General features: G+C 64.8%; 15 protein-coding genes. 3 read left to right on the top strand and 12 right to left on the bottom strand.

Going from position 1 to position 17,465, the window contains the following annotated elements:
* Window positions 1-328: 328 nt before the first annotated feature.
* The 5 genes from ribD to ABS769_RS08030 form a co-directional block, all read right to left on the bottom strand.
* On the bottom strand, window positions 329-1,423 hold the full coding sequence (gene ribD, locus ABS769_RS08050) for a bifunctional diaminohydroxyphosphoribosylaminopyrimidine deaminase/5-amino-6-(5-phosphoribosylamino)uracil reductase RibD (RefSeq protein WP_317059953.1): 1,095 nt from the start codon (window positions 1,421-1,423) through the stop codon (window positions 329-331).
* Window positions 1,420-1,905: a GNAT family N-acetyltransferase gene (locus ABS769_RS08045; protein ID WP_317059955.1), complete on the bottom strand. Its 486-nt coding sequence runs from the start codon at window positions 1,903-1,905 to the stop codon at window positions 1,420-1,422. The genes ribD and ABS769_RS08045 overlap by 4 nt, the downstream gene beginning before the upstream one ends.
* A complete protein-coding gene (nrdR, locus tag ABS769_RS08040; protein ID WP_006453216.1) occupies window positions 1,902-2,426 on the bottom strand; it encodes a transcriptional regulator NrdR in 525 nt (174 codons plus the stop codon). The genes ABS769_RS08045 and nrdR overlap by 4 nt, the downstream gene beginning before the upstream one ends.
* A 102-nt stretch (window positions 2,427-2,528) precedes the next feature.
* The gene (glyA, locus tag ABS769_RS08035; protein ID WP_317059956.1) at window positions 2,529-3,797 is read right to left on the bottom strand and encodes a serine hydroxymethyltransferase; all 1,269 of its coding nucleotides are present in this window, start codon (window positions 3,795-3,797) and stop codon (window positions 2,529-2,531) included.
* 202 nt (window positions 3,798-3,999) lie between these two features.
* Window positions 4,000-4,509 carry an RcnB family protein gene (locus tag ABS769_RS08030; RefSeq protein ID WP_317059957.1) on the bottom strand — a complete coding sequence of 170 codons (510 nt, stop codon included), beginning with the start codon at window positions 4,507-4,509 and terminating at the stop codon, window positions 4,000-4,002.
* Between the two features lie 224 nt (window positions 4,510-4,733).
* Here ABS769_RS08030 and ettA point away from each other — a divergent pair, with 224 nt between their 5' ends.
* Window positions 4,734-6,395, top strand: coding sequence for an energy-dependent translational throttle protein EttA (gene ettA, locus ABS769_RS08025; protein ID WP_317059958.1), 1,662 nt, complete (start codon window positions 4,734-4,736; stop codon window positions 6,393-6,395).
* A 175-nt stretch (window positions 6,396-6,570) separates the two neighbouring features.
* Here the strand turns inward: ettA and def are convergent, their stop codons facing one another.
* Window positions 6,571-7,086, bottom strand: a complete 516-nt coding sequence (def, locus tag ABS769_RS08020) for a peptide deformylase (protein ID WP_006452558.1) — start codon at window positions 7,084-7,086, stop codon at window positions 6,571-6,573.
* A 605-nt stretch (window positions 7,087-7,691) separates the two neighbouring features.
* Here def and ABS769_RS08015 point away from each other — a divergent pair.
* Window positions 7,692-8,105, top strand: a complete 414-nt coding sequence (locus tag ABS769_RS08015; RefSeq protein WP_317059959.1) for a post-PEP-CTERM-1 domain-containing protein — start codon at window positions 7,692-7,694, stop codon at window positions 8,103-8,105.
* Complete coding sequence (locus tag ABS769_RS08010) at window positions 8,098-9,756, top strand: PA domain-containing protein (protein ID WP_183086891.1); 1,659 nt, start codon at window positions 8,098-8,100, stop codon at window positions 9,754-9,756. The genes ABS769_RS08015 and ABS769_RS08010 overlap by 8 nt, the downstream gene beginning before the upstream one ends.
* A gap of 61 nt (window positions 9,757-9,817) precedes the next feature.
* On the opposite strand, the gene pncB is transcribed toward ABS769_RS08010, so the two are convergent.
* The 6 genes from pncB to ABS769_RS07980 form a co-directional block, all read right to left on the bottom strand.
* On the bottom strand, window positions 9,818-10,999 hold the full coding sequence (gene pncB / locus ABS769_RS08005; protein ID WP_317059961.1) for a nicotinate phosphoribosyltransferase: 1,182 nt from the start codon (window positions 10,997-10,999) through the stop codon (window positions 9,818-9,820).
* 175 nt (window positions 11,000-11,174) lie between these two features.
* Window positions 11,175-12,143 (bottom strand): glycoside hydrolase family 113, encoded by a 969-nt coding sequence (locus ABS769_RS08000; RefSeq protein WP_317059962.1) that lies wholly within the window; start codon window positions 12,141-12,143, stop codon window positions 11,175-11,177.
* On the bottom strand, window positions 12,125-13,405 hold the full coding sequence (locus tag ABS769_RS07995) for a hypothetical protein (RefSeq protein ID WP_317060106.1): 1,281 nt from the start codon (window positions 13,403-13,405) through the stop codon (window positions 12,125-12,127). Before ABS769_RS07995 ends, ABS769_RS08000 begins: the two co-directional genes overlap by 19 nt.
* 49 nt (window positions 13,406-13,454) lie before the next feature.
* Window positions 13,455-15,362, bottom strand: a complete 1,908-nt coding sequence (locus ABS769_RS07990) for a glycosyltransferase family 2 protein (RefSeq protein WP_317059963.1) — start codon at window positions 15,360-15,362, stop codon at window positions 13,455-13,457.
* A gap of 13 nt (window positions 15,363-15,375) precedes the next feature.
* Entirely contained in the window at window positions 15,376-16,398 is a 1,023-nt protein-coding gene (locus ABS769_RS07985) for a hypothetical protein (protein ID WP_317059964.1), read from the bottom strand.
* 129 nt (window positions 16,399-16,527) lie between these two features.
* The gene (locus ABS769_RS07980; protein WP_317059966.1) at window positions 16,528-17,367 is read right to left on the bottom strand and encodes a glycosyltransferase family 2 protein; all 840 of its coding nucleotides are present in this window, start codon (window positions 17,365-17,367) and stop codon (window positions 16,528-16,530) included.
* Between the last annotated feature and the right edge of the window lie 98 nt (window positions 17,368-17,465).

Here is a 17,465-nt window from a genome sequence, read left to right as displayed (position 1 = left end):
CCTACCGATGAACGCGCCTGAAGGAAACCGCTCAAAGGTCGCGGGTTGAGGCCCTGATCAACACAGTTGCTACACGGACGTACTTGCGGCGTGTCCCGCGATGGTGGGCGGGCAAGGGCCCTGCAGCGAGGTAGCAGATCAACGCTCCACAACTGATCCGCGCAACGTTCTTACGAAACGAGAAACTTCGCGCTGGCAAACCGAAGTCATTGCGGCAACCCGGAGCTTCTACCTCCTGCACGACGCCTTGCACCCGCAAGCCAAAAACCATATCAAGCGACACGTGCAAGGTGATCCGCCGCGAGACATCGAGCGCGCTATGCAGCACTCACTCGGCGGTAAGTGGCACGTAACGCAATCGTAGATCCTGACCGAGCTGGCGCACGTCGAGTAGTTGCAAGGAATGACGCTGCGCCATCGTTTCGATGCCGAGTCCGGCGAGCAGCGGTCTGGCGGTATCGCCTAGTAAAACCGGCGCCATGTAGACCAGCAGTTCGTCGACCACGCCGGCGTGCAGCAATGCACCGCTCAGCGTCGCGCCGGCTTCCACATGCACCTCGTTGATCCCGCGTTCGGCGAGCGACGCCAAAACGGCAGACAGATCGAAGCGGCCGGCGTGCAGCGGCATCGCAACGAACTGTGCATCGTCGAGCGACGGCGGCACGACATCATCGCCATGCACATATAACGTCGGTGTATCACCTCGACGAATGTTCTTGCACGCCAACGTCCGCAATCCGGCATCGAGCACCACGCGTAACGGCGGCACGAAAGGCGTGTCGTCGCCCAGCCGCACGGTCATGGAGGGATCGTCCGCCAGCACCGTGCCTGCGCCAGTGAGAATCGCGCCGGCGCGCGCGCGCCAGCGCTGCACATCCGCACGCGCGTCCGCGCCGGTGATCCATTTAGACTCGCCGCTGGCCAGTGCGGTTCGCCCATCCAGGCTGGCGCCGAGCTTGACCCGCAACCACGGCCGGCCACGTTCCACCCGCGACAGAAACCCCTGATTGAGCACGCGTGCCTGTGTTTGCAGGACACCGCTAAGCACCTCGATCCCGGCTTCGCGCAGCAACACAAAACCGCCGCCATTGACCTGCGGAAACGGGTCGGCCATCGCCGCGACCACACGCGTCACCCCTGCGGCGATCAAGGCCAATGCACACGGCGGCGTGCGCCCGTAATGCGCGCACGGCTCCAAGGTCACATAGGCGGTGGCACCGCGCGCCAGCTCTCCGGCTGCACGCAACGCGAACACTTCCGCGTGCGGGCCACCGGCGCGTTGATGAAACCCTTCGCCCACGCACACGCCATCGCGCACGATCACACAGCCCACCATCGGGTTGGGGCGCGTGGTGTACGCACCACGCTCGGCCAAACGCAGTGCCTGCGCCATCCAGCGGTGGTCGTCGGCCGTTGCGCTCATTGCAGTGCCGTGTGCGGTTCGATGCACATCACCACGATCTGCATCGGCCCCAGCAATAATTCCGCATGCGTCTGCCAGCCCAACCGCTGATAAAACGGCACCAGCACCGGTTGGCAATACAGGTACAACGCAATCACGCCCAATTGCGCGGCGGCTTGCACGCAATGCGCAACCAGCGCTTCGCCGATGCCCTGCCCGCGCGCCTGTGGCTGCACGTACAGCGATGCCAGCCACGGCGACCATTGCCGGATACGCGCGTCGTCGTTCTCCAGCAGGCTCACCGAGCCAAGCCACTGCGCCTGATCAAGCGCCACCCACGTCGTCGGGATCACCCCGTCGCGGGTGTGGCTGCGCAACTCGCGCAATGCCTCATCGAAATCCCAGTCCGGCAACAGACTGCCGAAGGCCTGCAGATGCGCCTGCGCGATGGCCGGCAGATGCTCCGGCGTGTCGGCCACACAGGCGATGCGTAACGCGTTCACCGCTTGCCGGGCTTGCCGGCGCGCTCCAACGCCGCTTCCAGCAGCGGCAACTGCTCGATGCCGACCGGAAGTTCGCGTTCGAGCTTTTCGATTTCCTCGCGGAAATCGGCCACGTCCTGGAAGCTGCGATACACCGAGGCAAAGCGCACATAGCCCACGTGATCGAGCTTGCGTAGCTCGACCATCACGTATTCGCCCACCCGCAGCGAGCCCACTTCGCGCTCGCCGGACATGCGCAGCTGATGCACCACCGCACGCACGGCCGCCTCGATCTGTTCTTCGGACACCGGACGCTTCTGCAGCGCGCGGTCGAAACTGGTGCGCAACTTGCGCGCATCGAACGCCTCGCGCCCACCGTCGCTCTTGACCACGGTGGGCAGCTTGAGTTCGATCGTCTCCAACGTGCTGAAACGCTCGCCGCAGGCCTCGCACTCGCGGCGGCGACGAATCGTCGTGCCGTCTTCGGACACGCGCGAATCGATCACGCGGGTGTCGTTGTGCTGGCAAAAGGGGCAGTGCATCAGGGCGCCGGGAGTGGGAAGTGGGGATTAGGGATTGGCAACAGCAGGAGCAAGGACGCGCTTGCCGCGCATCCCCAATCCCGAATCACCAATCCCGGCACCTCAGCCATACACCGGATACTTCTTGCACTGCGCAGTCACCGCGTCGCGCACCTTCGCCAGCACCGCTTCGTCGGTGGGAGCGTCGAGCACGTCGGCGATCCAGTTGGCCAGATCGATGCTGTCCTGTTCCAGATAACCGCGGGTGGTAATCGCCGGGGTGCCCAGGCGCAGGCCGGAGGTGACGAACGGCGAACGCGGGTCGTTGGGCACTGCGTTCTTGTTGACGGTGATGTGGGCCTTGCCGAGCGCGGCTTCTGCGTCCTTGCCGGACACGTCGCGGCCGATCATGTCGACCAGCATCAGATGGTTTTCGGTACCGCCGGAGACGATCTTGTAGCCGCGCGCGATCAGCGTGTTGGCCATGGCCTGGGCGTTCTTAACCACCTGCTGCTGGTAGGCCTTGAACGCAGGTTCCAGCGCTTCCTTGAACGCCACCGCCTTGGCCGCGATGACATGCATCAGCGGGCCGCCCTGGATGCCCGGGAACACGATCGACTGCAGTTTCTTCTGCAGCTCTTCGCTCGCGCCCTTGGCCACGATGATGCCGCCACGCGGGCCGCGCAGGGTCTTGTGCGTGGTCGAGGTGACCACGTGCGCATGCTCCATCGGGCTCGGATACACACCGGCGGCGACCAGGCCGGCCACATGCGCCATGTCCACGAACAGATACGCACCGACACTGTCGGCGATGGCGCGGAAGCGCGCCCAATCGATCTTCTGCGAATACGCCGAGAAACCCGCCACGACCATCTTCGGCTTGTGTTCGGTGGCCAATCGCTGGACTTCGTCATAGTCGATCAGGCCCTGCTCGTTGACGCCGTACTGCACGGCGTTGAACAGCTTGCCGGAGACATTGACCTTTGCCCCGTGGGTCAGGTGGCCGCCATGCGCCAGGCTCATGCCCAGAATGGTGTCGCCGGGCTGCAGCAGCGCCAGATACACCGCCTGGTTGGCCTGCGAACCGCTATGCGGCTGCACGTTCGCATACATATCTTCCGTGGAGCCCGCTCCGAACACCTGCTTGATGCGCTCGATCGCCAGCTGCTCGGCGATGTCGACGAACTCGCAGCCACCGTAATAGCGCTTGCCCGGATAGCCTTCGGCGTATTTGTTGGTCAGCTGGCTGCCCTGGGCTTCCATCACCAGCGGGCTGCAATAGTTTTCGCTGGCGATCAGCTCGACGTGATCCTCCTGGCGGCCGGCTTCGTCGGCGATGGCCTTGGCCAGTTCGGGGTCGTAGGTTTCCAGTCGGACGTCGCGCGAGAACATGCAGAGCTCCGGGGCAGCTGTTGCCAGTAGGGGCGCAGATTGTAAGCCCCGGGCGGACAGGTGACCAATTGCGATGCGGTCACGGGCCACGCTTGCCCGGGCCTGTCCGGGCCTAAAAACAACAAAGGCGCACTTCACGTGCGCCTTTGTGTGATGCCCTGCCTGCTTGCTGGGCTGGGCCGGGTCAAGCCATTGCCGAGGCTTAGTTGTTGAGCACCAGATCGGCGATCACGCCGGTCGCGATGGCCACCAGCAGGAAATTACCGGTGTTGTCGCGCTGCCAGCGATAGCCGCGCGGCGGGTAGCGCAGGTTGTAGCGGTCGTAATCGTTGACCACGTAAATCGGGCCCTGGTAGCGGTGACCGCGCACATAGGCCGGACGGCCGTAATACACCGGGGCCGGGACATAGGTATAGCCGCGACGGTCGTAGTAGCGATCACGGTACCGCGCGTCGCGATAGCCCTCGCGGTAGCCATTGCCGTAGTAGCGGCGGTCCTGGCGCCAGTCGCGGCGGTCGGCCTGGCGGTCGTCCCGCCACTCACGACGGTCGTCGCGACGATCATTACGCCAGTCGCGGCCATGATCGCGGCCGCGGTCATGGCCGCGGCGATCGTGGTCGCGGTCCCAGTCTCCGGCGAATGCGGCCGGTACCACGGAGCCAAGCGCCAGGATGGAGGAAAGCACAACGGTAACGATGCGTTTGCGGTTCATGACAGCTCCTGTTTGCGATGTCGCAACTGCATTAATGCGCCCGGCGCCTTAACGCTTTCTTGCTGGAATCGGTTACGAAAACGCCTATCCAGGTGACAAGTAAGCTGCCGTTTAGCCGCAACCCTGCGCCCGCGTGCCAAGGCACTTGCCCGTATAATCGGCGCAATCCCTTTTCCGCTGCCTCCGGCCTCGGCCGGCGGGCTGCCTGCGTCCACGGAGTCCCCATGTCGCAATACATTTACACCATGAACGGCGTCAGCAAGACGGTGCCGCCGAAGCGCCAGATCATCAAGGACATCTCGCTGTCGTTCTTCCCGGGCGCCAAGATCGGCCTGCTCGGCCTGAACGGCTCGGGTAAATCGACCGTGCTGAAGATCATGGCCGGCGTGGACACCGATTTCAGCGGCGAAGCGCGCCCGCAGGCCGGCATCAAGGTCGGCTATCTGGCGCAGGAACCCGAACTCAACCCCGAGCACACCGTGCGTCAGGCGGTGGAAGAAGGCGTCGGCGAAGTGCTGCAGGCCCAGGCCGCGCTGGACAAGATCTATGAAGCCTACGCCGAGGAAGGCGCCGACTTCGACAAGCTGGCCGCCGAACAGCAGCGCCTGGAAGCCATCCTGGCTGCCGGCGATGCGCACATGGTCGAACAGCAGCTGGAAGTGGCCGCCGACGCGCTGCGTCTGCCGCCGTGGGAAGCGCTGATCGGCCCGCTGTCCGGTGGCGAAAAGCGCCGCGTGGCGTTGTGCCGCCTGCTGCTGCAGAAGCCGGACATGCTACTGCTCGACGAACCGACCAACCATCTGGACGCCGAGTCGGTGGAATGGCTGGAACAGTTCCTGGCGCGCTACACCGGCACCGTGGTGGCGGTGACGCATGATCGCTACTTCCTGGACAACGCCGCCGAGTGGATCCTGGAACTGGACCGCGGCCGCGGCATCCCGTGGAAGGGCAACTACACCGACTGGCTGACCCAGAAGGACGAGCGCCTCAAGCAGGAAGACAACCAGGAAAAGTCACGCCAGAAGGCGATCCAGAAGGAACTGGAATGGTCGCGGCAGAACGCCAAAGGCGGCCGCACCAAGGGCAAGGCGCGTCTGGCCCGGCTGGAAGAACTGCAGTCGGTGGATTACCAGCGCCGCAACGAGACCAACGAGATCTTCATTCCGCCGGGCGAGCGCCTGGGCAATGCGGTGCTCGAGTTCAAGAACGTCACCAAGAAGTTCGGCGACCGCCTGCTGATCGACAATCTGAGCTTCCTGGTGCCCGGTGGCGCGATCGTCGGCATCATCGGCCCCAACGGTGCCGGTAAGTCGACCCTGTTCAAGATGATCACCGGCATGGAGACCCCGGATTCGGGCGAGATCATGCTCGGGCCGACCGTGAAGCTGGCCTACGTGGACCAGAGCCGCGACAAGCTGGAAGGCAACCACAACGTGTTCCAGGAAATCGCCGGCGGCCTGGACATCCTCAACATCAATGGCGTGGAGATCCAGTCGCGCGCCTACATCGGCCGCTTCAACTTCAAGGGCCAGGACCAGCAGAAGATGGTCGGCTCGCTGTCCGGCGGTGAGCGCGGTCGTCTGCACATGGCCAAGACGCTGTTGCAGGGCGGCAACGTGCTGCTGCTCGACGAACCGTCCAACGATCTGGACATCGAAACACTGCGTGCGCTGGAAGATGCGTTGCTGGAATTCCCCGGCAACACCTTCGTGATTTCGCATGATCGCTGGTTCCTGGATCGCATCGCCACGCACATCATCGCCTTCGAAGGCGACTCGCACGTGGAGTTCTTCCAGGGCAACTACCGCGAGTACGAAGAAGACAAGAAGCGCCGCATGGGCGACGACGCCGGTCCCAAGCGTCTGCGCTTCAAGGCGCTGAAGTAAGCAAGAGCGGCCAACAAAACGGCTGCGCTCACCGCCAGCGACTGCTCGCTACGTTTTGTCAGCCACTCGTAAGACTAAGGGCGCCGAAAGGCGCCCTTTTTACGTGCGGAGTGCAGTGGCGTATCGCGTCGACAAACCGCATCGTCGAGGGTGGAGCGCACCGTTGGTCGCTGCGTTACAGCTCGTAAGACAGCACGTCTTCGAAGCCGAAGGTGTCGAAGTTTTCGATGCGCGAGGGATATAGCCGGCCGACCAAGTGATCGTATTCGTGCTGCACCACGCGCGCGTGGAAGCCTTCGGCCTCGCGCTCGATCGGGCTGCCATCGGGTGCAAAGCCGCGATAACGGATGAAGCGATAGCGTGGGATCACTGCGCGCAATCCGGGAATGGACAGGCAGCCTTCCCACCCGTTTTCCATCTCCTCCGACAGCGGTTCGATCTGCGCATTCGCCAATGCGGTGCGCGGCACTGCCGGCGCTTCGGGGTAGCGTTCGCTGGCCTCGAAACCGAACACCATCAATTGCAGATCCACCGCGATCTGCGGTGCGGCCAGACCCACACCGCGCGCATCGTCCATGGTCTCGAACATATCGGCCACCAAGGTGCGCAGCTCGGCGCTGCCCAGGTTGGTGACCGGTGGCGCCACGCGCAGCAGGCGTTTGTCGCCCATGCGGATAATCTCGCGAATCATCTAGCTGCTCCCGGAAAACGTGACAGGATTTTAGAACCTGTTCGGTAGGCGTAGGTGAGGTTCGGGATTGGGGATTGGCGGATTCGCAGCTGTGACATCGGATACCGCTGCGTTGGCACTTCGCGTTTTGATCTCAGTTGGCTGCCTGGCTCGGTTTCCTTCTCCCGGCGGAGACGGGCTTCGCTAGTACCCTCATCCGCCCCTGCGGGGCACCTTCTCCCGATGGGAGAAGGAATCTGCTGTCGGAGCCTTGGCCTGCTGGCTGGAGTGACGGAGACAGCGTCGTCGATGCAAGGCGTTGCACGGACCAAAGCCGGCTTGCTGTTCATCAGCCGCACACCAGCCGCCCAGCACTCGGCTCGCGTCAAAAATTCGACCAATTCGGGCCCAACTGATGTTGGGAACTCAGGAAAATATCCCATGGCAAGCGACTGACTGACTGTTTCAGGTCACCGCTTCGCATTCAGGGGCTTGTATGTCAAAAGATTGACACAAGTCACGGATTCATGATTCAGTCATGAACAGACTGAAACGGAAGGATCCCCCGAATGCCGGTGTCTGCACGGCATCCCTTTTCCCCTGTTGGACTCAAGGAAACCCCAACGATGATGAGCTTTCGCAAGCCCGGATGGATGCTGTCCGGCGTGTTGTGTGTTGTCTGCCTGCCGGCCCTGGCCGTCGCGCAAGAGGCCGCAACCAGCAGTTCCAAGGTCGGTATCGACCCCGCCACCGGCAAGCTGCGCCCGCTGACCGACGCCGAGAGCGCGGCGCTGGATCAGCAGGCTGCGTCGTCGGCCCGCAGCAGTGCTGCCCGCACCACGGTTCCGCAGACCGAAGCCGCCGCGCGCGCGACTGAGCGACGCCTGCCCAACGGCACCGTGGCGCGCAAACTGCCGGCCACGCAGATGAGTTCGCTGGCCGCGATCCGTCAGGCCGATGGCCGCATCGTCATCGAACACAGCGACGACGCCGACACCCAACCCGCCCACGCCGAGCACGGAGCGCTGCCGCATGAATAAGCCCTTGTTGCTGTTGTCTCTGGCCGTGGCCGCCGCCATCGCGCCGCTGCACGCAAGCGCCGCCAACGTCACGCTGATCAATGGCGATGCCGGCACCAGCGTCGGCTTGAACGATCCCACCACCGCAGCGCCTCTGGGTGGCAATCCCGGGCGCTCGGTGGGCGAACAGCGCCGCATCGCCTACCAGTACGCCATGGACCTGTGGGGTGCGGTGCTGCAGAGCAACGTCGAGATCAAGGTGTATGCCTCGTTCGCGCGGCTGACCTGTACCGCCACCGGCGGCACGCTGGGTCAGGCCGGCCCGAACTGGATCGTCAACGATTTCCCCGGTTCCAAGCCCAATACGCTGTATCCGTCCGCGTTGGGCGATGCGATCGCAGGGCAGGATCTGGTGCCCGATCCGAACGATCCGGCCGACGTGTTTTCGCAATTCAACGGCGACCTGGGCAAGGAAGATTGCCTGGCCGGCTCGGGCTGGTATCTGGGTCTGGACGGCAAGACGCCCGAAGGCCAGATCAACTTCCTCAATGTGGTGATGCATGAAATCGGCCACGGTCTGGGTGCGGCGGGTTTCCTCAACAAGACCACTGGTGTGCTCGGCTCAGGCACCGGCCTGACCGACGTCTACACCGCGCAGGCCTACGACAACGTGCAGAACAAGCGGTTCGACGACCCGACCATGACCAACGCGCTGCGTGCCGAAGCGATGCGCACGCCGGGTCGTACGGTGTGGGCGGGCACGCGCGTCAACCGCGAGGCGGCGTTGATCCTGGATCCGCGCACCTTACTGCGGGTCACCGCACCGGCCAGCGCAGCCGGCAAGTACGAGGTGGGGTTTGCCAGCTTCGGGCCGCTGGCCAGTGCGGCCAATTTCCCGGCCAAGTCGGTGGTGACGGTCAACGATGGCGTGGCGGCACCGTCGGCCGGCGATGGCTGCGAGACGCCGTTCGCCAATGCGGCTGCTGTGGCCGGCAAGGTGGCGCTGATCGACCGTGGCACCTGCGCGTTCGCGATCAAGGTGAAGAATGCCCAGCTCAACGGCGCGGTCGGTGTGATCGTTGCCAACAACGCAGCGGGCGTGCAGACCATGGGCAATGCCGCGCCGCCGATCACCGACATCACCATCCCGGCGATCATGGTGTCGCAGGCCGATGGTGCGCGTCTGAAGAGCAGCACCGCCGTGGTCGCGGCGTTGTACGAAGATCCCGAGCTGTTGCAGGGCACCGACAGCGAAGGCCGTACACGCTTGTACGCGCCCAGCGTGGTGGCCGGCGGTTCGACGTTCTCGCACTTCGATACCGATCTGCAGCCGAACGCGTTGATGGAACCGTTCGACACACCGGAAGTGCAGGCGCAGCTCAACATCGACCTGACCCCGGCGATGTTTGCCGATATCGGGTGGACCTTGAACCGCGGGCTGGCCAAGCTCGGCAGCTGCAACACGCTGGTGCCGACGCTGGAGACCGGCGGGTTGATTCCCGGCGCGAACATCTCGGCCGAAAGCAGTCTGTGCAAGACCCAGAACGCGGGCAACCGTCTCGGTTACCTGACCTGCATGGACGAGCACGCGCGCGAATTGCAGAACCAGGGCGCCATCAGCCGCGTGCAACAGGCGTCGGTGTTCGTCTGCGCCACCAAGGTGCGTCCGTAATCAGCAAGAGTCACTGCATGTGATGCGAGCGGCGCCGAAAGGCGCCGTTCGTTTATCTGCATCACGCTGATTCCGGCACCGGCGGCAGCCCGAACACATCGCGCAGATAGCGCAGGTAGCCGGGGTCGTCGCACATGCTCTTGCCGGGCGAATCGCTGAGCTTTGCCACCGGCTGGCCATTGCAGCGGACCATCTTGATCACGATCTGCAGCGGCGTCGGCCCCAGGTCGTTGGTGAGGCTGGTGCCCACGCCGAACGCCAGCCGGCAGCGGGTGTGGAAGTGCGCGTACAGCCGCATCACTTTGTCGATGTTGAGGCCATCGCTGAACACCAGCACTTTGGTCGCAGGGTCGATGCGGTGCGCCTGGAAGTGCGCAATGACCCGCTCGCCCCAGTCGAACGGGTCGCCCGAATCATGCCGCATGCCGTCGAACAACTTGCAGAAATACAGGTCGAAATCGCGCAGAAACGCGTCCAGCCCGACCACGTCGGACAACGCGATGCCCAGATCGCCGCGGTACTCGCGCGCCCACGATTCCAGCGCCGCCACCTGCGAATCGCGCAGCCGCGGCCCCAGCGCCTGGAAGGCTTGCAGATACTCGTGCGCCATCGTGCCCAGCGGGGTCAGGCCGTAATGCTTGGCGAAATAGACGTTGCTGGTGCCGACGAACTGTTCGCCCAGGCCGTCGCGCAGCAACGGCAGCAACTCGCCATGCCACTGCTGCGAATAGCGGCGACGGGTACCGTAGTCGGCGATCTTGCAGCCGGCGGGCATGCTGCGCAGGCTGCTCACCTTCTCGCGCAGGCGGCTGCGGCCTTGCTCGAAATCCGGCTCGGAGGTATTGCGGAACCACACCTCGTTGATGATCGCCAGCAATGGCACTTCGAACAGGATGGTGTGCAGCCACGGGCCACGGATGGTCAGCTCGATCTCGCCCGGATGGGTGGTCGAGGCCGACAGCTGCAGATACTTGCGATCCAGATGAAACAGCGCTAGGAAGTCGGCAAAATCCGGCTTGATGAAGCGCAGGCTGCGCAGATAGGCCACCTCGTCCTCGCGCAGCCGCAGCCGGCACAGCGCATCGATCTCGCGCGAGATTTCGTCGATGAACTGGGCCAGATCCACGCCGGGCGTGCGGCACTTGAAGCGGTAGTCGACCTGCGCGGCCGGATGCTGATGCAGCACCGCCTGCATCATGGTGAATTTATACAGGTCGGTGTCGAGCAGCGAATGGATGATCATGCTGCCGGATTATGCCCGCAGCGGCGATCGCGCTGCGTGCAAACCGCCGATGCCTCGGGAAGCGCTGCGCTGCGTAGTGGCGGTGCGCCTGGCGATTTCCCTTGGCGAGTCACTCCGGCAATTCACCCCGGAAATTGCGCCCGGCACTCCCTTGGACAGTGCCAGGCGCCATCGCTCAGCGCGCCAGTACCTGCTGCGCTGGTTTGCCCTGCACGGTGAAGTCGCTGTCGCCCGGGCCGCCGGCCTTGGGGTCGGTGTACCAGCACCACAGCGCGATGCCTTCCACGCCGTGCGCCTGCAGCACCTTGCGCCACTGCTGCAACACCTGCAGTTGCAGGCGGGTGTCCACTGCAGCGGCGCGTTGCTCCGGGCTCTCCCATGGCGCGGCCAGGCTGCCGCGTGCAGAACGCAAGCCCAGCTCTGCCACCCACACCGGCTTGCCCACGCGCTGGCCCAGTTGCTGCAGGCGCTGCGCGGCAGCATTCATCTCTGCCGTGCGCGTGCCGGCCGCTTCGGACAGACGCGGATACAGGCTGGTGCCCACCGCGTCGAACAAGGACCAGTAGCGGAAGCTTTCGGCGTGCTCCATGCCGTCGGCCACGTACAGCAGCTTGCCTTGGTAGACCTTGCGCACTTCCGCCACCAGACCGGGCCACTGCGGTGCGTCCTGCAGCTTGCGCAGTTCGGTGCCGATCACCAGCGCTTCAGCGTGCTCGTCTTCGGCCAGTCTGGCCAACGGCAGCAACGCATTCTGATACGCGGCAAACCAGGCTGCCTGGTCGGTGGGCGCGGTGTCGCCGGCCCAATGCCCGGGAATCCACACATGCACCTTGAGCGTGGCCTGCAGACCGGCCTGGCGGCTCTGCCGCAACGCGGCGCGCATGGCCTCCACGCTGCTGTCGCTGCCCAGCACCGGGTCGTTCGACTGCGGGTTGGCCTGCCACACAAATGCGACCAGCAGCGCCTTGCTGGCGCCAGTCTTGGCCAGCGCGTCCAGCGACTGCCCCGCCGCCTCGCTTTCCCACGGCGCATTGGCCGAGACCTTGACGTTGGCGCCCATCCACGTCGATGCATCCGCGTTGCAGCCATTGGCGAGCATGCACGCCCCGACCAGCAACGCGGCGCTCAGAACGCGTTTGAACATGTGGCGGATGCCTCGGTGGTGGACGCGGTCGTGGTGGGCGCGCAGTCCATTGCACCGATGACCGCAGTGTTCTTGTCCGGCTGCACCATTGCCGCGGTGGCAGCAGGCGTGGTGGCACCGGCAGCGAGCTGCGTGGGTGCAGCCACGTCCGCAGCAGTCGCCACGGCGGGTTGCGCCTGCATGGCGCCCGCTGCCGGCACCGCCGCGCCGGTCGGCAACGATACCGGCGCGCGCATGACCACCGCCTCGCCCTGCAGCAAGGATTGCGCATCGGCAGGCGCCGCACGCATCCAGCTGCCCCAGCCCTGCGGCTGCACCCAGGCCGCACCGATCAGGCCCAGCAACAGCAGGCCAGCGGCCTGGCTGCGCTGATCGGCATGCAGTGCGCGCAGCAGCAACGCTGCCGGCACCCACAGCAGCAGCAAGGCGTCGAACCCGGCCCAGCCGAACGCGAACGACAGTGCCGTCGCACAGATCACGGTGCCGGCACTGGCCAGCACGCCGCGCGTGAGCGCACTGCTGCGGCTGCGGGCCAGCAACGCCAGCACCGGGAAACAGACCACCGCCGCCACGCCCCAGCGCACCGCCGGCAGCCAGCCTTGCGCATGCTCGGCCAGCGGCAACGGCAGCGGATGCGCACCCTGACCGATGCTGGACAGCGTCGGCCACGGTGCGTTGAACACGGTCAGATTGACGTAGGCCCACATGCCGACCAGAAACGCGAACGGCAGATAGCACACCAGATAGAACGAACCCGGCGCCTTGCGCAGCATCTGCGGCGGCATCACCAGCAGCAGCCACGGTGCCACCATCGTCGACAGCGCCAGCGTCTGCAGATCCAGGCACAACAGGATGCACAACCAGCCGGCGATGCGCAGATAGGTGAAGGCCTCTACCGGCGTCTGCAGGCGGCGCAGGGTGCGGCACAAGCCGTAGAACGCCAGTAGGCCCACCGCCTGGCTTCCGCCTGCGGCGATCGGCAGCAGGAACAGCGGATTGCAGCCCACCAGCAGGGTCAAACCACTGGCCCAGCCGCGCCCGAACACGCCGGCCAGATCACGCCACAGCAGCGACAGGAACAGCGCGTTGGCGGCCACTGCCAGGAACGGCCAGACCTGGAACGGCAGGTTCCAGCTGTGCACACCGAGATCGATCGCCCACGACAGCAGCCCGGTCGCCGGCAGGCCGGCACCCGGCGCCATCGCGGCGGTACCTACCGACTGCACCAGCAATGGCTGGCTCAGCAGCGACAACGCCACCACGGCCACCAGAAACGCTGGCAGCCCGCTGTCGCGACGCCGCGTTACCGACTCACTCGTCGAGTGCGGCGCGACGCTCGTTTTCCGAATGCTTGCTGAGGCCATGAGTGGTCTTCTCCCAATAGAATGGATTGTGGATCAGCTGCCAGAGACCCTTGTAGGCGGCGATCGACTGCAACACCCAGTAGAACGGCACCGTCAGCGCATACGGTGCCAGCTTGAAGTAATCGCGCTTGAACGCAGCCACCAGCGTGACGTAGATGAAGAACGCATTGGCCAGCAGCAGATTGACCAGCGAGATCGCGGCCAGCCACGGCGGAAAGATCGCATCGAACACGCGCGCACCGCTCACCACGCTGATCAGGCACAACGCCCACATCACCGGCACGCCCAGCGCGATGAAGAAATTGCCGCCAATGAAGAACTGAAAGCCCCAGAACCCCTTGAACCCGGTGCTGCGATACAGATGCACCGGGTCGCGCATGTGCACCAGCCAGGTCTGCATGTAGCCCTTGAGCCAGCGCGAACGCTGCCGGATCCAGTTGGGAATGCTGACGTTGGCTTCTTCGAACGTGGTGGAGTTGACCACGTTGACGCGGTAGCCGTTCTGGATCAGCCGCACGCCCAGGTCGGCGTCTTCGGTGACGTTGTACGGGTCCCAGGCGCGCACCTGACGCAACACATCCAGACGGAAGTGGTTGGAGGTGCCGCCCAACGGAATCGGGATGCGCAGGTATTCCAGCGCCGGCAGGTAGAAGTCGAACCAGAGCGTGTACTCCAGCGTGAACATCCGCGTCAGCCAATTTTCGTCCGAGTTGTAGTAGTTCAGCCGCGCCTGGATGCACACCACATCCTTCTCGGCCTTGCGGAATGCCGCCACCACGCGCTTGAGCTGATCCGGCTCGGGCTTGTCTTCGGCGTCGTAGATGGTGAGCAGTTCGCCGCGCGCAAAATGCAGCGCGTAGTTGCAGGCCTTGGGCTTAGTCTTGGGCTGCGACGGCGGCACCCGGATGATTTCGAAGAACGCTTCCAGGCCGAGTTTCTTGGCGGCCTCGATGGTGTCGAAATCGTCCGCTTCCAGCACCAGCTTCACGTCGAGCTTGCTGATCGGGTAATCCAGCTTGCGCAGCGCGTTGGCCAGGATCGGCAGGACTTCCGGCTCCTTGTACATCGGCACCAGCACGGTATAGACCGGCAGGTCGTCATCGCGCAGCGCGGCCACCTCGTCCTCGGTGACCTTGATGTCGATGCGGTGGCGCGAGCCGAACCACACCAGCAGCAGTTTCAGTCCGAAGGTCGCCAGAAAGCCGAACGCCACCAGCACGTTAAGCGTGATCAAGGCCGGCACCGGGAACAGCACCATCGCGATCAACAGCACCGCAGCGATCGCCCACAACGTGTACTTCTGCCCGCGCGTGACTACCTGGCGTGCCGAATAGGTTGGCGCATGCGATGCGAGCAGGTTCAGTGCGTTATCGGTGAGCTGCTCGTCGGCGTAGCGCTGCAGGCTCCAGATGATGTCGAACTTGGCGGTGCCGACAAAGCGCACGTCTTCGCCATAATGCGCACGCGCCCAGGCAAACACCGCCGGGTCGGGATCGGCCACGGCCAGCACCAGCACGCCGTCTTCGCGACGCCACGGCAGCAGCAGGCGCTGCGCGTAACTTTCCAGATCGCCGGGGGTGAGCAGGTCCGGATCCGGCGGCTGCTGTACCAGATCGATGAACGCAAGGCCGAAGTGCGCGGCAACGATGGCGTAGAACCGCTGCGCCGGCACGCCGCGCTGGGCCAGGATCACATCGCCCAGGCGCGAGTTCCAGCGTTGCTGCAACGCCAGCGCAGAACGCAGCTGTTCGTCGGTGATGACGCCTGCCGTGACCAGCGCGCGACCCAGCAGACCGCGTTCGCGGCCGATGTCCGGTGCTCGTCCCAGCGCGTCCATTTCGCAGGTGACCGTCATTGTCGTGGCGTCCTTAGAACCGCCACCAGGCGGCCACGAATGGCCCACCTGCGGCGCCGGTGTTGCGGCCCATGACGGGCTGCTGATATCCCACCTGCCACTGGCTGCCGCCCGGCGCGGTGTACAGCGTGGACAGCTGCAGCTTGGTGAGGTCGTAGTTGGTGCCGGTGGCGACAAAGCCGGAATCGCCAGGTGTCGAACCAACGACAAACGCGTCGTTACGCCCGTTACCCAGGCCCTGGATCACGTTGACTTCGCCAAGCAGCAACCAGCTCGGGGTCAGGCTCAGGCCGGTGGACGCGTCCACCCGCACTTCGTCGGAAGCGGCACTGCCGCGCAGGCGCACCGCGCCACCCAGATCGACGTAGCCGTTGCGCCCGCCTAGCGTGTAACCACGGCCGCGGCTGTAACGCAGCTCCAGGCCGTAGTCGCCGAGGCCGAGCGCGGGGTCGCGCCCAGGATTGTTCGGGTGATAGGTCTTGCTACGGCCATAGGCCGGGATGCTGACCAGGGCCTGCACCGAGCTACGCCAGACATCGTCGGCCGCGCCTGGCAGTGCGTAGCGCAGGCCGATCTCCTGATCGGCAAACCCGGTGGTGCTGCGACGTGCCCGTCCGGGCGCACCGTTCACCGGTTCGTCGTTGTTGAAACCGACTTCGGTGAAATAGAAATTGCCGATGAAGCTCAGCTTGTCGCTCAGGCCATGCTCGACGTAGACATTGAGCTGATCCTGGCGGCTGCGCCCGTTATTGCCGAAATCGCCACGATGATGCGAGTCGTCGAACCAACCGGTGCCATCGCTATGCAGCGCCTTGACGATCACCAGCGTGTCGCCCTGCGGCTGGGTCCAGGCACCGGCCAACGCCGTGCCTGGCAACGCGGCCAGCGCACAGCCCAGCGCAAGCGCCGAGGCAGATGCCAGCGGCAAACGGCGGAGGTTGCGGGTGAGGTGCGGCGGTGAAGCAGCCGAGCCGGATTGCGGCAAGGCGAGGCACGACTGACGTACCCGCAAGCGCGGGTCGTTCTGTAAAGACATTTGTACGATTCCTGATGGGGGACCCGGAAGGGACAGGAAGCTAGGGATTGATCACACTTCTAGGCGAAACGTATCACAGTTTCGGCCTGCCGCCATCACTGATTTATCACAAATTTAACACTAGCGAACTCATCTCTTTTGCAACAAACGCGGTACCTGCACGGCGGCGTGCGTCCAGATGGCAAGCCAGACGCCCAGCCGGGTCGCAAGCCTGCGTTGACCTGCCTCGAACTTGCGGAAATAGCGCCACAACCCGCGGTGCTTATGCCATTCAACGAAGAACGGCCGCGCCCGGCTGGAGACGCCGCGCACGTGCACCACCTGCAGATCGTTGGCCACCGCGACCAGCGCACCGGCCTGGCGCGCGCGCCGGCACAGGTCCAGATCTTCGGCGTGCAGGCGGTAGTCACCATCCCAGCCGTCGAGCCGGTCGAACAGGCTGCGTTGCATCAGCATCAAGGCACCGGAGATGGCGTCCACCGGCTGCAAGGCCACCGCCGGGTCGGCCGGCACCGCCAGCTGGGCGGCGGCACGCGGTGCACGCAGCATCGCGGCAAAGTCCGGATCGCGGCGGCGCACTGCGGCATCCGGCTGCCCCTGTTCGTCCACCTGCTCCACGCCCAACAGCACCGCCGGGTGCCCGGCCGCGCGTGCGCGCAGCTGCACCAGGGTGTCGGGTTCGACCATCAGGTCCGGATTGATGAAGACCAGCCAGGGCGCCTGCGAGTCGCGGGCGCCTTGATTGCAGGCGGTCGCAAAGCCGGGGTTGTCGGGATTGGCGATGAAATGCACCCGCGCATCGGCCAGCGCATGCCGCTGCACGACCTCCAGGGTGTCGTCGCTGGACGCGTTGTCGACCACCCGGATTTCGCTGATGCCCTCGGCCGCGCGCAACCGCGACAGGCAGGCATCGATGGTGCTGCTGCTCTGATAGGTAACGACAACGGCGGCGATCTGGACAGGCGTCATCCGGCAATTATCCCGTGCCAAGGCCGCGCAGCGCCATCGCCGTCGTCGCTGCTGCAAAGCCGGCATGACGGCCGCCTGCTTGAGCAGGCATACTGCGC

This window comes from Xanthomonas hortorum, from assembly GCF_040279205.1.
GTDB classification, from domain to species: domain Bacteria; phylum Pseudomonadota; class Gammaproteobacteria; order Xanthomonadales; family Xanthomonadaceae; genus Xanthomonas; species Xanthomonas hortorum_F.
This window is presented reverse-complemented; position numbering and strand designations above follow the sequence as displayed.